The sequence below is a fragment of the Gluconobacter kanchanaburiensis NBRC 103587 genome (genome assembly GCF_007988905.1).
In the GTDB taxonomy this organism is placed as follows: domain Bacteria; phylum Pseudomonadota; class Alphaproteobacteria; order Acetobacterales; family Acetobacteraceae; genus Gluconobacter; species Gluconobacter kanchanaburiensis.
Map to the genome: position 1 here is coordinate 106,650 of NZ_BJVA01000007.1, position 15,724 is coordinate 122,373.

Here is a 15,724-nt window from a genome sequence, read left to right on the forward strand (position 1 = left end):
CCATGCCATTACACCGTGGCCTGTCTTGCATGACACCGCAGACAGGCATACGGCGGAGCGTCCTGTGTCTGATACCTCTCTTTCCATGAGCCGCCAGCAGCAGGAGGGCCGTAAGCAGGATGTCTCCTTCACGGAGGTCCTGTCCTTTGTCTGTGGCCGCTGGTGTGACCATCCCCTTCTGCTTGCCAAGACCCTTGGTGGCGTTGCCCTCGCTACGCTGGCCGATGTCTGCACGCCCATTCTCGCAGGCCGTCTGGTGGAGGATGTTTCCCGTCATGCCGCTGGCCCTACTGTAGAGAAAACCTCGGAACTGCTGCATCTGCGCGACGATGCGGGGCTGATGGTCGCGGGGCTGATCGTCCTTGGGTTGGTCGGGCTGTTCGGGCGGCGTTCCTCCTTCATAGGGATTTCGTATCTCACGCTTGCCATCATGCACCGTGTTGCCAATCAGGCGTTCGATCGGGTGCAGCGCTTTTCGACGGACTGGCATGCCAACAATTTCGCGGGTTCGACTGTTCGCAAGCTGACGCGCGGCATGTGGGCCATTGATACGCTGGACGACACGCTCTTGCTTCTGATCGCGCCGGAAGTGCTGGTTCTGGGCGGGACGACGGCGGTTCTTATGGTCCGTTCGCCGCTGATGGGGTCGGTTCTGGCGGTTTCGGTGGTGCTGTTTGCTACGCTCTCTATCATGTTGACCCTACGCTATGTCGCGCCCACCGCCCGTGCGTCCAATGAATGGGACACGAAAATGGGTGCGGCCATGGCGGATGCCGTGACCTGCAATCCGGTCGTCAAGGCATTCGGCGCGGAAAGCCGCGAGGATGACCGGCTCGACAGCATCATCCGTGGCTGGCGTCAGCGCACTCTGAAGACCTGGGTGCGCGGGACCAACAGCGCCAATCTTCAGGCTCTGGCCTCGCTCGCCATGCGAATGCTGCTGATCGGGCTGGCCGTCTGGCTGTGGTGGGACGGCAAGGCCGGTCCGGGGGATGTGGCGTATGTCCTGACCATGATGTTCCTCGTGCAGGGGTATCTGCGCGATCTGGGGCAGCAGGTCAGTCAGGTGCAGCGTTCGGTTAATGAGATGGACGAACTCGTGGCGATTTTCCGTCGCGATCCCGCCATTCAGGACGCAGACGATGCCCAGACAGCCCGTTTCACGACAGGGGCGATTCACTTCGATCATGTGGACTTCCAGTATCCGGGGCAGGCCAAACCGCTTTACCGCGACCTGAGCATCGACATCGCGCCTGGCTCCCGCGTGGCGCTTGTCGGGCCGAGCGGATCGGGCAAGACGACCCTGACCAAGCTGCTCCAGCGCCTTTATGACGTGAATGGCGGGCGGATCGTGGTGGACGGGCAGGATATTGCCCATGTCACGCAGGAGTCCCTGCGCGCGCATATCGCCATTGTTCCGCAGGAACCGGTCTTGTTTCATCGTACGCTTGCGGAAAACATAGCCTATGCGCGGCCCGGTGCGAGCCGCGCCGAGATCGAGGAGGCGGCCCGTCTTGCCAATGCGGCGCCGTTCATTGAGCGGCTGCCTGAGGGCTATGAAACCATGGTCGGTGAGCGTGGCGTGAAGCTCTCGGGCGGGGAGCGCCAGCGGGTTGCCATTGCCCGCGCCTTTCTGGCCGATGCGCCTATCCTGATTTTCGACGAAGCGACGTCCAGCCTCGATTCGGAATCTGAATCCCTTGTGCAGGATGCGATGCGTCGCCTGATGCAGAACCGGACCGTCATCGTTGTGGCGCATCGTCTTTCAACCGTCATGGAACTGGACCGCATCCTCGTGTTCAGTCAGGGGGCACTGAAGGAAGACGGAACGCACGCCGAACTGATTACACGCGAAGGCGGGATCTACCGCCGTCTGTTCGATCTTCAGTCGCTGGAAGGGTGAGGTCGGCGGCGTCTTTGCATCTTTTCGTGCCTGGTCGCGTTCCATCACTGATGGACGTTTCCGCGCGGACCGCAGTATGCCCGACGGAATTCACACAGGAGACCGTCGCATGACCATCCGTTCCGCTTTCGCTGCCCTGCTGCTTGCAACCCCTGCTGCCCTTGCATTCGGGAGTGCGATGGCGGAGCCTGTGGCGTTCGATCATGCGCGGTTGATCGACGGAACAGGCGCCCTGGCACAGCCGGACGCGACAGTCGTTATTGAAAACGGCACGATCCTCTCTGTCGGCATCCCGGCTCCCGCTGATGCGCGGCACGTGGATCTGACGGGTAAGACGCTGATGCCTGCTCTCATCAGCGATCATGTTCATATCGGCCTCGTGAAAGGTACGGGGGCCAGTCGTGACAACTATACCCGCGCCAATATTCTCGCCGCATTGAAGCAGTATTCTGATTACGGTGTTTTAAGCGTTGCATCGCTGGGTCTGAATCGCTCTCCGCTGTTCGATACGCTGCGTCAGGAACAGCATGAGGGCCGCAATCCGGGGGCGGATCTGTATGGCGTGGATCAGGGGATTGGTGCGTTTGCGGGTGCTCCTCCTGCTGCGATGGTCAAGGGTGTTGGCTCCGATCAGGTCTTTCGTCCAACCACGCCTGAAGAAACCCGCAAGGATGTGGACCAGATGATTGCGGAGCACACCGATCTGGTGAAGGTCTGGGTGGACGATTTTCGTAACGATATTCCTGATGGCAAAACATATCCGATGATGCCCCCCGCCATTTATCAGGCGGCTATCGACGAGGCGCATCAGCATGACACGCGGGTTGCTGTCCATATCCACGATCTCGCCGTCGCCAAGGCCATCGTGGCGGCAAAAGCCGATATTCTCGCGCATGGCGTGCGGGACCAGCCGGTGGATCATGATCTGATCGCGGCGATGCTCCGTCAGGGTACATGGTACATTGCGACGCTGGATCTGGATGAAGCGAATTATCTTTATGCCGAACAGCCGGAGTTGCTCTCCAATCCGTTTGTTCTGGCAGGTATCGACAAACCCCTGCGCCGCCAGTTTACAGACCCGAAATGGCGCACGGAGACACTGGCCAAGCCTCTGACCAAGGCCTCGCATTACGCGCTGTCGGTGAATCAGAAGAACCTTGCCGTGCTGTATCGGGCCGGGGTGAAGATTGGTTTTGGCACGGATTCCGGGGCCTCCCCGACCCGTGTTCCCGGCTTTGCCGAGCATCGTGAGCTGTATCTGACGGTGCAGGCCGGGCTGTCCCCCGTGCAGGCCATCAGTCTGGCCACGGGCAATGCCGCGGCCCTGCTGCATCTGTCAGACCGGGGTGTGATTGCTCCCGGCCGCCGGGCGGATCTGTTGATCGTGGATGGTAATGCGGATGAAAACATCGCCGCCGTGGATCAGATTGATCAGGTCTGGCAGCGGGGCGCGCTTGTCAGTCATGGCCCCGTGCGTTCGAAGGATTGATTATATTACGGTTTCGGGACGCGAACGTCCCGAGACGAGCCGGAACATCGGCCCGGTCAGCGTCGTTGAGATTACGGCCAGAACCATCAGCGAGGCGAAGGCAAATTCCGAAATCATGCCATGCGCGTGCAGGATGGTCGCAGCCACAATTTCCATCAGCCCCTTGCACTGCAACAGGGAGCCGATGCCCAGCGCCTGACGGTTCGTCAGGCCCGGAGCAGGCGGGAAAATCCAGACGGCAAGGATTTTCGTGACGATCGCAATGACGACCAGAAGCAGGGAGGCCAGAACAGATGGCCAGGTCAGCGCATCGCCGTCGATCCGCAATCCGCTATGGCCAAAGAACATCGGGGCCAGCCAGATCAGCGAGAATGTCCCCACAGCTTCGACCGGCAGGCGACGGACCCAGCGCGGTGGCATGAGCGCGCCTGCGAAATAGGCACCGATCAGTTCGTGCAGCCCCAGTTCGTGGCTCGCCCAGGACCCGGCGGCCAGATAGGCCGGAACAGCGGCCCAGATGATCCAGATCGGCGGGTTCTTCAGGTTTCGCGTGGCCCAGCTGCTCAGGAGCGCCATGCCGACCAGAAGCAGGACGGCCAGTCCTTCAAATCCGCTCCAGCCATGCAGTGCATCCGATCCGCGTGCCGCGAACTGGAGGATGGCCAGCCCGATCCAGAGGGCGGCATCGTCCACGACCGCGAGTTTGAGGGCAAGCTGTCCAACGGGGCGGTACACAGGCTCCAATTCGCGCACGATCCCGATCAGGACCGGCAGCGCACTGACGGAAATGCACAGCCCGATCGACATGGCGCCGATCCAGCTATTGCCGTGCGGGGCCTGCCAGCCATGCAGCGGCAGGAAGAACAGCTTGACCAGAATGGTCCCGATGACGAACGGAACGCCCAGCGCCACAAGTGCTCCGCCCAGCAGGCGACCCAGCGTCGGGGAGGGGAGGTTTTCGGCTTCGGGAGAATGGGTCGGATTCTGCCACATTTCCAGTCCGGCGGTGAACGCCAGAACCAGAACGGCCAGCCAGCCGATGTAATCGCCGTAAAGCGAGGGAATACCGACCTTTGACGCTGGAAAATGCAGGACCGCTAGAACAATGCCCACCAGAATGGGCAGGATGGCAATGGGAATGGAACGCCTGAGCAGTTGCCACAGTCCCCACGGAACGAGGACAAATATAAATGCATCCGCAAACAGTGCTGTCACATTCCCCATGACAATTCCTTTTTTGTTTCAGGTCCGTTCAGGGTAACATGGATCAAAAAAATTTGGGTAAAGTTTTATTTCTATGTAATAAATAATTCTATGTTTCTGTTTTCAGAAAACTGTTTTTGAAAGGAATGAAAGCCCGGAATTTTCTTTTGGAAAGACCGGGTTTTTCCAGTCATCAAGCGATGAAATTCTTCAGGAATTGCTCCAGCGCCCGGCCGCGATGACTGATGGCATTTTTCTCCGCCTCCGTCATTTCCGCAAAGGTCTGGCTTCCGCCTTCCGGTACGAACATTGGATCATAACCGTGTCCATGGTCGCCTCGTGGAGGCCAGACGACCGTACCGTGACATTCACCCTGCACGGTCCGCGTTTCGCCATCCGGCCAGGCCAGACATAGGGCCGCGACGAAAAAGGCCCGGTGATCGGCACTGTCGCCCATTTCCCGATGTACGCGGTCCATTGCAATCTGCATGTCTTTGGTCGGGCCGCCCCAGCGCGCGGAATAGACGCCCGGACGATTGTCCAGCGCCGCGACGCAGAAGCCGGAATCATCGGCCAGCGCGGGTAGTCCGGAAGCCCTGGCCGCGGCCAGGGCCTTGATGGCGGCGTTGCCGGTGAAGGTCTCTTCCGTCTCTTCGGGTTCCGGGAGGTTCAGTTCCGCTGCCGAGATAACGGTGATCCCGCTCTCGGCCAGCAGAGTGGAGAATTCGCGCAGCTTACCGGCATTATGGCTGGCCAGAACGATTTTTGAGCCTCGGGACAGTGTCCGCATCATGCAGTCTCCAGTACGTGATTCTGGGCGTCGAACAGTCGGGTCGTGCCGAGTTTTGCCAGTCGGAGGAGTTCGAAAAATTCGCTCTCCTGAAACGGCTTGTCCTCGGCGGTCCCCTGAATTTCGATGATGCCACCATCCGCCGTCAGGACGAAATTCGTATCGGCTTTCGCACTGCTGTCTTCGAGGTAATCCAGATCCAGCACGGCTCCCGCCTCTGTCAGCCCGCATGAGACTGCTGCGACCTGAGCTGTGAGGGCCTGCGAACGCTTGATTTTCTTCAGTGCGATTGCCAGAGCCACCCAGGCGCCCGTAATGGAGGCGCAGCGCGTGCCGCCATCCGCGTTCAGGACGTCGCAGTCGAGCGTGATGGTCCGCTCCCCCATCTTTTTTAGATCTACACAGGCTCGAAGTGAGCGGGCGATGAGTCGCTGGATTTCCTGTGTGCGGCCGGACTGTTTGCCTTTGGCCGCCTCGCGCTGGCCGCGATTATGCGTCGCCCGGGGGAGCATACCGTATTCGGCCGTGATCCAGCCCTGCCCCCTGTTGCGCAGGAACGCCGGAACACGCTCCTCGACTGTGGCCGTGCACAGGACTTCCGTGCCGCCCACACGGATGAGTGCGGAGCCTTCGGCATGGCGGGCAAAGCCTGTTTCGATTGAAACAATGCGGTTTTCGTCCGGCGCCCGCCCGGATGGACGCTTGCGTGCGGTGTCAGTCATGTCAAAAAAGATCCCGTGGAAGAATATGTCCCGCCTCTAGCGCGTTTGACGCAGACCCATCCAGCCCCGACAGTGGGTTTACCATGATGCGACCACAGCCTCCCTTGTTCCGCCCTTCCATCCCGATGCCGCACGGTCTGGGAGATCGTGAAGCTGCGATTTTGCGCGAAATCGTCGAGGAATATGTCGAAACGGGCGAGCCCATCGGCAGCCAGACGCTGGCCCAGCGCCTGCAACCGGCCCTGTCTTCGGCTACGATCCGCAATGTCATGGCGGATCTGGCGCGGGCCGGGCTGCTGTTCAGCCCGCATGTTTCAGCCGGGCGTCTGCCGACCGAAAAGGGCGTGCGTCTGTTTGTGGATGGGCTGCTCCAGTTTGGTACCCTGACGGAAGAAGACCGCGCCAGCATCGACAGCCGGCTCGATATTCACGGGCGGTCCTATCAGGACATTCTGTCCGAAGCGTCGTCCCTGCTGTCGGGTCTGTCTTCCGCTGCAGGGCTGGTGCTCGCGCCGAAATCGGATGCCGCGCTCAAGCATATCGAGTTCGTGGCGCTTGGCCCGGGGCGGGTTCTGGTCATTCTGGTGGGTTCGGACGGACAGGTGGAGAACCGCATCATCGAGACCCCGCCCGGCGTGCCGCCTTCCGCTCTTGTCGAGGCCGGGAACTACCTGAACGCCCGCCTTGGTGACCTGACGCTCGGCACGCTGCGCGAACGGGTCCGGAACGAAATGGACGCCAGCCGCCATGAACTCGATGCCCTGACGGCCAGTGTGATCGAAAGCGGTCTTGCGACGTGGGACGCCGATGGGGGGACGCTGTTCGTGAAAGGGCAGGGGAAGCTGCTGGCCGACATCACGGAAATCGAGCGTCTGACAACGATCCGCATGCTGTTCGACCATCTGGAGACACAGGAGACCATGCTCCAGCTTCTGCAACTGGCCGATGCGTCCGAAGGGGTGCGGATCTATATCGGGCGTGAAAGTGGCATGTTCGGGATGTCGGGCGTGTCGATGATCGTGGCGCCTGCCCGCAATGAAGCCCAGAAAATCGTGGGTGCGATTGGCGTGATCGGCCCGACCCGTCTGAATTACGGACGGATCGTACCTGTTGTGGACTACACCGCGCGAATGGTTGGTCGTCTGCTGGGCTGAGGGCTTCTGGACGTTTCGGGATGATGATCCCGGAGTTACGCCTCTTTCATGAAATGACCTTTTTAGACGGGGCGACTAAAGGTGCGGAATAATGCTATGCAGGGGACATGACGCGACGCTCTTTCCGCTCCCGTAACCCTCAAGGTCCGGGCGCCACGCCACCACGCCCTCCCCGTTTTCGCCGCTACCGGCAGTCCCTGGCGATCATCGCCGGTGTGGGGCTTGTGGGCGTGGCCGGGGCGGGCGTTCTGGGCTGGACGACCTACGCCAAGCTTGTGGCGGATCTGCCCAGCGTGGACAGCCTGCGTGCCTATCAGCCGCCGACCGTCAGCCGTATCTATGCTGCCGATGACCGTCTGATGGCCGAGCTGGCGAACGAACGGCGGATCTTTGTCCCGATCAACGCCATCCCCGAGCGCGTGAAGAATGCCTTCATCGCGACCGAAGACCATAATTTCTATACGCATGGCGGCGTGGATTTCATGGCGATCGGCCGTGCGGGCCTGACGGACATTTTCGCGCGTCATGGCCGCCGTCCGCTGGGTGCTTCGACCATCACCCAGCAGGTGGCGAAGGTCATGCTGCTCAATAGCAACGTCGTGAGCCTCGATCGCAAGATCAAGGAAGCCCTGCTTGCCATGAAGATGGAGCAGGTGCTGTCCAAGGACAAGATCCTCGAAATCTACCTGAACGGCATCTATCTCGGGAACGGCGCCTATGGTGTCGCCGCGGCCGCGCAGAGCTATTTCAACAAGCCGCTCGACCAGCTCGACGATGCTGAAGCCGCCTCTTTGGCAGCACTTCCCAAATCGCCCACGAACTACAATCCGTTCCTGCATCCGCAGGCCGCAATGGGTCGCCGCAACCTTGTGCTGGACCTGATGGTCGAGGCAGGCGTTCTGACCCGTGAGCAGGCCGATCTGGAAAAGCAGGAGCCGCTGGTCCCTCAGCAGAAGCAGCGTTTTGGGCCTTTGCCGGATTCCGAATGGTTCGGCGAGGAAGTCCGTCGTCAGCTCATCGCCCAGTATGGTCAGGACCGTGCGGCGCAGGGCGGTCTGGAGGTCCACACCAGTCTGGACCAGAACCTTCAGACCACCGAGACGCGCCTGCTGCATGAAGGGCTGATGAACTACGACCGCGCCCATAGTGGCTGGCGGGGGCCGTTGCGCAACCTGTCGGATATTCAGGACGATGGTTGGGAAAGCGTGCTCGATCACGTCACGCCGCCCGGCGGGATGCTGCGCGAGTGGCGTCTGGCGGTTGTGCTTCCGGGTGGAACACATGTCGGCTGGATCGAGGAAGGCAGCCCCCGCAAAGGCGCGCTTCTTGCGAGTGATATCGCCTGGGCGCGCCGGGCGCATCCGCTGCGTGCCGGGGATGTCATCATGATCGAACCGCAGGAAGGTGGTTCGGCGGCCCTGCGCCAGATTCCGCAGGTCGAAGGCGCGGCCGTGACGCTGGATGTGCATACGGGCCGCGTTCTGGCGATGGTCGGCGGCTGGTCGTTCCATGAAAGCCAGTTCAACCGGGCCACGCAGGCGCTGCGTCAGCCGGGGTCGTCGTTCAAGCCGTTCGTCTATCTTGCCGCGATGGAACAGGGGATTTCCCCGTCCGAGCGTTTCGACGATTCGCCCATTTCCTATGGCGACTGGCATCCGCAGAACTACGAGCATGACAACTGGGGCCCAACGACGCTGCATGATGCGCTGCGCGAAAGCCGCAACCTCGTCACGATCCGTGTGGCCGCCCATCTTGGCATGAAGGCGGTCGCCGATACGGCCATCCGCGCCGGGCTCGTAGCGGAAATGCCGCATGTTCTGCCCGCAGCGCTGGGCGCCGTCGAAACCACCGTCATGCGCGAGGCTGCGGCCTACGCCACGATCGCCAATGGTGGCCATATCGTCACGCCGACCCTCGTGGACGACATTCAGGACCGCTCTGGGAACGTATTGTGGCAGGCTGGCGGCCTGAAGCTCGGCACTGCCATGCAGGCTCCGCCGAGCGAACAGCCTGCTCCTGCGGACGGTGCCCCGGCCGATGGCACGACACCGCCCGCCGCGACCACTCCCGTCCCGGCCACGCCGGCACCCGGTAGCGTGTCTGTCCCGTCCCTGACCGACACGCGACCGACGCTTGCCAGCGAGCAGAGCACATTCCAGATCGTGAAGATGATGCAGGACGTGATCGCCCGGGGCACCGGCCGTATGGCGGGTGTCGGTATCGACCGTCCCATCGCGGGTAAGACCGGCACCAGTCAGGACTTCCATGATGCCTGGTTTGCCGGGTTCTCCCCCGATATCGTCACGGTGGTCTGGGTTGGTTTCGACACGCCCCAGACGCTGGGTCGCAATTCGGATGGTGGCCGTATTGCCGGGCCGATCTGGAACAAGATCATGAAGGTCGCTCTGGCCAGTCGTCCGAAGCTCGACTTCCGCGTGCCGGACGGTATTACGTTGGCCAGCTACGACACGGGACGAATTTCGGCCGTCGATGGCTTCAAGACCGATCAGGTTCCGGGTGCGTCCGTTGAGCTGCATGGCTTCGGTGCGGGAACAGAGGCTCTGACCGCCGCCGATACGGGCGCGGACAGCGTGATTTCGGATTCCGAAAGCGGCATGGCCCAGATGCCGGATCAGCCGGGAGGCGGCGCGCCCGGCACCGGGTCGTCCGCAGCGCCAGGACAGGCCCAGAAACCTGCTTCGTCCGATGGTGACATCGGCGTAGGCGGCCTATACTAAGACCACCAGAACAGACCCCCCTTATGAGTGGAGGACACTATGTCGGCCGAAACCGAGGCCCTTTCCGAGCAGATCAAGCAGTCGGTGGCACTGCTGAGGAGGCATCTTTGACTGGGATGTCGCAACAACACGCCTCGCGGAACTGAACCACCGCGTTGAAGACCCCGACCTGTGGAACGACGCAGACGCTGCCCAGAAGCTGATGCGCGAGCGCACGACGCTCGCCAACCAGATCGAAGGCGTCCAGCAGATCGAAGCCGAGGTCGAAGGCACGCTCGAACTGGTCGAACTGGCGGAAATGGAAGGGGATGACAGTCTCGTTCAGGATGCTGTTCAAACCCTGCGTGCCATTGCCGAAGACGTCCGCAAACGCGAAATCGAAAGCCTGCTCTCGGGCGAGGCGGACAGCAATGACTGTTACGTCGAGGTGAACGCGGGTGCTGGCGGTACGGAAGCCCAGGACTGGGCCGAGATGCTCCTGCGCATGTACACGCGCTGGGCCGAACAGCATGGCTACAAGGTCACGTTCATCGAAGGCAGTGAAGGCGAGCAGGCTGGCATCAAGTCCGCCACCATTCAGGTGAGTGGTGCGAACGCCTATGGCTGGCTCAAGACCGAGGCCGGCGTGCACCGTCTGGTCCGGATCTCACCATTCGATGCGGCGGCCCGTCGCCAGACGTCCTTCGCGTCGGTGTGGGTTTATCCGGTCGTGGATGATTCAATCGAGATCGAGATCAACGATTCGGACCTGCGCGTCGATACGTTCCGTGCCTCGGGCGCGGGTGGACAGCACGTCAACAAAACGGATTCGGCCATCCGGATCACCCATATCCCGACTGGGATCGTGGTGGCCTGTCAGACCGACCGTTCGCAGCACCGCAACCGCGCTAAGGCGATGGAAATGCTGCGGGCCCGGATGTACGAAGCGGAGTTGCAGAAGCGCGAAGCCGCTGCTGCCCAGACAGAAGCCTCTAAGACCGATATCGGCTGGGGACATCAGATCCGGTCCTACGTTCTGGCACCCTATCAGCTCGTCAAGGACCTGCGGACGGGTGTGGAGAAGGGAAATCCGGGCGCGGTGCTCGATGGCGCCCTGGACGACTTCATGTCGGCTTCTTTGGCCCAGAGTGTGGGGGCTACGCGTTCCGAAGCGAGCGCGAGCGCACAGTAAAAGTTCTGCAAAACGCGGAATGGATATCGGCGTCAGATGAATATCCATCCCTGTGGAATGGATTCGAAAAAAGTGCCGGGGCAACAATCTGTCCCGGCACTTTTTTCTTGAATCTGTCATATTGGCGCGTAGCGAAATTACATTACCCTGATTGCGGGTGATACTTTTGTTTGTCGCAAGTCGCCAAAAACCGCAGAATATGTCGTCAATATGAAAAAATCGTTTCGATTAAGGCAATAACCGGCTTGACAGCGAAGGGGTTAGACTGCCCAATCGGCATATCGGGTATGTTCCTAGGGCATATGACTCATCGTGATGTGTCTGCAGGAAAAACCGAAGGAAACACAGAAATCGGGGGCACCGCACCCGGCAAATGTGGATCAACGCCGGTGTCAGTGAGGGGTAAGAAGGTTTCGACATGAAGAGCTACGCCGCACAGCAGCGCAAGCCGACAGACTACATTGTCGCGATCGTCGTGGCCGTGCTGGCTATGGGCGCTGTGATCTATGCGCTCATGAGTGGTGCCGTGAGCAAGCTGGTCCAGGAAAAGCCGCCTATCAAGACGGAAGTCATCAAGGAACAGCCCAAACCGCCGCCGCCGCCGCCGCCACCGCCGCCGCCGCAGATGGAACAGCCGCCACCGCCGTATATTCCGCCGCCTAAGATCAGCGTTCCGCCGCCGCCGAAAGCGGTTCAGCGTGTTACGCATGTGAAGCCGCCGCATCCGGTCCCGCCCAGCCCGACGCCTTCGCCTGAGCCTGTACCGGCTCCGCCGCAGGGTCCGCCGGCCGACGCCGTTCCGGATCACCAGGCAGGCGCGCGACCGATTAACGGCGCACAGGCTGTCTATCCGGACGAGGCCATGGAAGAGAACCGCGAAGGTCATGTGACCGCATCGTGTGACATTCTTCCGACCGGCAAGACGGCAAACTGTACCATTGTGAGTTCAAACGGTGGTCATGAGTTTGTGGAGAGTGCGCTCGACTTCCTTCGTCGGGCCCGTTACCAGCCCGCCGTCGTGAATGGCGTTCCGGTTACGGAGCATCACCACGTCCTGCACATCGACTTCACGATGGGTGACGACTGATCTTTCGACGATTGTTGTCAAAAATAATTGCCCTGCCGGAGTTTTTGTATTCGGCAGGGCTCAGAAAAGGGCCGGTCTCCATATGGCCGACACCCAAGAAAGCTCCGAAAACGGGCATCGCTAACGAGGATATGGAGTTCATGACCAGACTGTTCCGCCTTCCTGCCCTTGCCGTTCCGACGAAGGCGCGTGCCGTCAGAGCCAGCGCGCTGGCTCTGACGCTGGCCTTGGCTTCCGGTGCCGTTGCACCGGCCGTCGCTTTCGCCCAGCCGGCTCCGGCTGACCAGAGCGCTCCTGCAGCCGCTCCGGTTGATCCCTCCGCCAACCCTGCACCTGCCGCGACGCCGGCCGATCCGGCAGGTGCTCCTGCTGCTGCGGCTTCGAATGATCCGGGCGCTCCTGCTGCTGCGCCGGCCGACGGTGCTGCTCCTGTCGCGCCTCCTGCCGATCAGTCTCCCGCTGCGGCTGCAACGCCAGGTGAAAGCGCAACAGCAACGCCGGAAGCTCCCGCTCCTCAGGGTAACCCGTACGGCCTTGGCGCTCTGTGGGCCAACGGTGATGCGATTGCCCGTGGCGTGTTGATTATCATGGTGATCATGTCTGCTGGCACCTGGATCATCATGGTCATGAAGTTCCTGGAACAGGGCCGTATGTTTGCCGCGTCCAAGGAAGCCGCCCGCGAATTCTGGACCAAGCCGTCCGTTCAGCAGGGCGCTGCTGCCCTGAAGGCTTCTTCCCCGTTCCGCTATATTGCAGAGACGGGCATCGTTGCCGCCGAGCACCACGAAGGCTCCATGCGTGACTCGATCGACCTGCCGTCCTGGACCGAAATGTCCATCTCGCGCTCGGTTGATACCATCAACACCCGTATGCAGGGCGGTCTCGCCTTCCTCGGTACGGTGGGTTCCACGTCGCCGTTCGTCGGTCTGTTCGGTACGGTCTGGGGTATCTATCACGCCCTGACGGCCATCGGTATTTCCGGTCAGGCATCCATCGACAAGGTTGCCGGTCCGGTTGGTGAGTCCCTCATCATGACAGCCATTGGTCTTGCTACCGCTGTTCCGGCAGTTCTGGGTTACAACCTGCTGGTTCGTCGTAACAAGGGTGCCATGGATCGCGTCCGCAACTTCGCTGCTGACATTCAGTCTGTCCTGATCGGCGGCTTCCGTCACGGTGTTGCTCCGGCCGAAGGCAGCATGGCTGTCCCGACCACAATCACCACCAGCGAGCGGGTCTGATACCATGGGAATGAACGTCGGAGGAGGCGGCGGTGACGACGAGGTGGTGTCGGCAATCAACACCACCCCCCTCGTCGACGTCATGCTGGTGCTGCTGATCATCTTTCTGATCACCATCCCCGTCGCCACACATACGGTGAAGGTCAAGCTGCCGGTTGATGCCAATCAGCCGACGCAGACCAAACCCGGAAACGTGGTTCTGGCCGTGAATGCAAACGGTCAAGTGTTCTGGGACACGACGCTTGTCCCGAACCACACCGAGCTTCTGAACCGCCTCGTTGAGGCGGCAAAGAAAAAGCCGCAGCCGCAGATCCAGATCCGCGGTGACCAGGCTGCCAAATATCTGGCAGTCGGCCAGGTGGTCGCAACCTGCCAGGAGGCCGGTATCGCCCACGTGGACTTCATTACCGAGCAGCCTCACTCGAACTGAGGTCGTGTCGGGTCGTTTTTATCGAAACGGCCCGTCCCTGCTTTTACGTCACCCTTTTGGAGAACCGCCGTCATGGGCATGAGCGTCGGATCTGACAGCACGCACGAAGACGAAGGCATTGTCGATATCAACACCACGCCGTTGATCGATGTGATGCTGGTGCTGCTGATCATGCTGATCATCACCATCCCGCTTCAGACACACTCGGTGGCGATCGATCTGCCTCAGGGCAATCCTCCCCCGTCGACCGAACAACCCAAGCTCGTGACCGTCAGTATTGGCTACGACAACAGCATTTCGTGGAACAACGAGCCGGTCTCCTCCGAAGCTGATCTGCAGGCGCGTTTTGCTTCTGCTGCGGCTATGCCGGATCAGCCCGAGATGCATATCCATCCCGATCGTCTTGCCGACTACAAGACGGTGGCTCATGTTATGGCAGATGCGCAGCGTCTTGGCATGACCAAGCTGGGTATTGTCGGTCTGGATCAGTTTATGGAAGGACAGTAATTCGTGTCTTTGTCCCTTTACCGCCGTCTGAGCGCTTGTAATTTCCTTCTGGCCGGTGTTTTCGGCCTCGTAGCGCTTGGCGGATCCGCTCATGCAGACGATGTCCTCGGGCAGGCTGTTGGCAAGGATCTCCAACAGGCGCAGAGTGCTCTGGCGTCCAAGAATTATTCCAAGGCGATGGACGCCGTTGACGCAGCAGACGCGGTCAAGGGCAAGACCGATTATGAAGCCTATACGACGGCCCAGATGCGTGCGGCTATCGCGGCACAGTCCGGTAACACTGAGGCTGCGATAAAAGCCTATGACGTACTGATTAACAGCTCTCGTACGCCGAAAGCCGCCAAAGGCCAGATGCTGATGGCACAGGCTACGATGGCCTACAGTGCAAAGCAGTATGCGCAGGCCATTCCGGCGACCGAGCGGTATCTAAGTGAGTACGGTGCTGATCCGCGCATGCAGACGATGCTGATCCAGTGTTATTATCTCCAGCAGGACTGGAAAGGCACTGCCAAAGCCGCGCAGGAACAGGTGGACGCGACGATCAAGGCTGGAAAGGCTCCTCCTGAAAACCAGCTTCAGATGCTCGCAACGGCCTATACCAACCTGAAGGATAACGATGCCAAGACGCATGCGTATGTTCTTCTGGCGAAGTATTATTCGAAGCCGGATTACTGGTCGATGCTGATCCATGATCTGGTCGCAAATCCGAATCTTTCGCCGCCGCTTGTGTTCTACGTTGAGCGTCTTCGTTTGGCGACCGGTGTGCTGAAGGATCCTTCCGATTATCAGGATATGGGTGAACGGGCTGTCCAGATGGGACTGCCGCAGCTTGCCCTTAATCTGCTCAATCAGGGTTATGCCAATCATTCCCTCGGGAATGGCCCAACGGCTGCTGCGGATGCCAAATTTCATGCTTTCGTTGCTCAGCAGGCCGCAACGAGCCGCAGTCAGCTCGCCTCTGCCGCAACGCAGGCAGTTTCTGCTCCGAATGCAGGTCCTGCGCTTACGACTGGTTATAATCAGGTGCTGAACGGGCAGGTTGATGCAGGTTTGGCGCTGATGAAGGCAGGCCTTGGAAAAAATCCGCGTTATCCCGATCTGGCGCAGGTTCAGTACGGTATGGCGCAGATGGATGGGGGCCAGAAAGCCGAAGCCATCAAGACATTTTCGTCTGTCTCGGGTAATGGTCCGGCACGTGATGTCGCAGAACTGTGGTCGCTGCTTCTGTCGCGTCCTGCGCAGTAACACAGCGTCACAGACGTATGAAAAAGCCGGGGTATGACCCCGGCTTT

Annotated in this window: 13 protein-coding genes; 10 read left to right on the forward strand and 3 right to left on the reverse strand. The window is 60.5% G+C overall.

Translation table 11 applies throughout. The features are described from left to right. The first annotated feature begins 64 nt into the window (after positions 1-64). A complete protein-coding gene (locus GKA01_RS07600; RefSeq protein ID WP_146860993.1) occupies positions 65-1,903 on the forward strand; it encodes an ABC transporter ATP-binding protein in 1,839 nt (612 codons plus the stop codon). Positions 1,904-2,012: 109 nt separating this feature from the next. Further along, positions 2,013-3,392, forward strand: a complete 1,380-nt coding sequence (locus tag GKA01_RS07605; protein WP_146860996.1) for an amidohydrolase family protein — start codon at positions 2,013-2,015, stop codon at positions 3,390-3,392. On the opposite strand, the gene GKA01_RS07610 is transcribed toward GKA01_RS07605, so the two are convergent. The 3 genes from GKA01_RS07610 to rph form a co-directional block, all read right to left on the reverse strand. Further along, entirely contained in the window at positions 3,393-4,616 is a 1,224-nt protein-coding gene (locus GKA01_RS07610) for a cation:proton antiporter (protein ID WP_146860999.1), read from the reverse strand. 172 nt (positions 4,617-4,788) lie between these two features. Next, complete coding sequence (gene rdgB / locus GKA01_RS07615) at positions 4,789-5,385, reverse strand: RdgB/HAM1 family non-canonical purine NTP pyrophosphatase (RefSeq protein WP_146861098.1); 597 nt, start codon at positions 5,383-5,385, stop codon at positions 4,789-4,791. Further along, on the reverse strand, positions 5,385-6,107 hold the full coding sequence (rph, locus tag GKA01_RS07620) for a ribonuclease PH (protein WP_146861002.1): 723 nt from the start codon (positions 6,105-6,107) through the stop codon (positions 5,385-5,387). Before rph ends, rdgB begins: the two co-directional genes overlap by 1 nt. Positions 6,108-6,190: 83 nt before the next feature. Between rph and hrcA the strand changes: the two genes are divergently transcribed. The 8 genes from hrcA (at position 6,191) to GKA01_RS07660 (ending at position 15,677) form a co-directional block, all read left to right on the forward strand. After that, a complete protein-coding gene (gene hrcA / locus GKA01_RS07625; RefSeq protein WP_146861005.1) occupies positions 6,191-7,261 on the forward strand; it encodes a heat-inducible transcriptional repressor HrcA in 1,071 nt (356 codons plus the stop codon). Between the two features lie 107 nt (positions 7,262-7,368). Further along, entirely contained in the window at positions 7,369-9,999 is a 2,631-nt protein-coding gene (locus tag GKA01_RS07630; RefSeq protein WP_146861008.1) for a penicillin-binding protein 1A, read from the forward strand. 39 nt (positions 10,000-10,038) lie between these two features. Continuing rightward, a protein-coding gene (prfB, locus tag GKA01_RS07635) for a peptide chain release factor 2 (protein WP_146861011.1) occupies positions 10,039-11,170 on the forward strand; the annotation gives its coding sequence in 2 pieces (ribosomal slippage) (positions 10,039-10,107 and positions 10,109-11,170; 1,131 coding nt in all). 418 nt (positions 11,171-11,588) lie between these two features. Then, positions 11,589-12,257 (forward strand): energy transducer TonB, encoded by a 669-nt coding sequence (locus GKA01_RS07640; protein WP_146861014.1) that lies wholly within the window; start codon positions 11,589-11,591, stop codon positions 12,255-12,257. A gap of 140 nt (positions 12,258-12,397) precedes the next feature. Then, a complete protein-coding gene (locus GKA01_RS07645; RefSeq protein ID WP_146861017.1) occupies positions 12,398-13,495 on the forward strand; it encodes a MotA/TolQ/ExbB proton channel family protein in 1,098 nt (365 codons plus the stop codon). 4 nt (positions 13,496-13,499) lie between these two features. After that, entirely contained in the window at positions 13,500-13,925 is a 426-nt protein-coding gene (locus GKA01_RS07650; RefSeq protein ID WP_011252841.1) for an ExbD/TolR family protein, read from the forward strand. Positions 13,926-13,997: 72 nt separating this feature from the next. Continuing rightward, positions 13,998-14,432 (forward strand): ExbD/TolR family protein, encoded by a 435-nt coding sequence (locus tag GKA01_RS07655; RefSeq protein ID WP_146861020.1) that lies wholly within the window; start codon positions 13,998-14,000, stop codon positions 14,430-14,432. Between the two features lie 3 nt (positions 14,433-14,435). Next, a complete protein-coding gene (locus GKA01_RS07660; protein WP_146861023.1) occupies positions 14,436-15,677 on the forward strand; it encodes an outer membrane protein assembly factor BamD in 1,242 nt (413 codons plus the stop codon). The last annotated feature ends 47 nt before the right edge of the window (positions 15,678-15,724 follow it).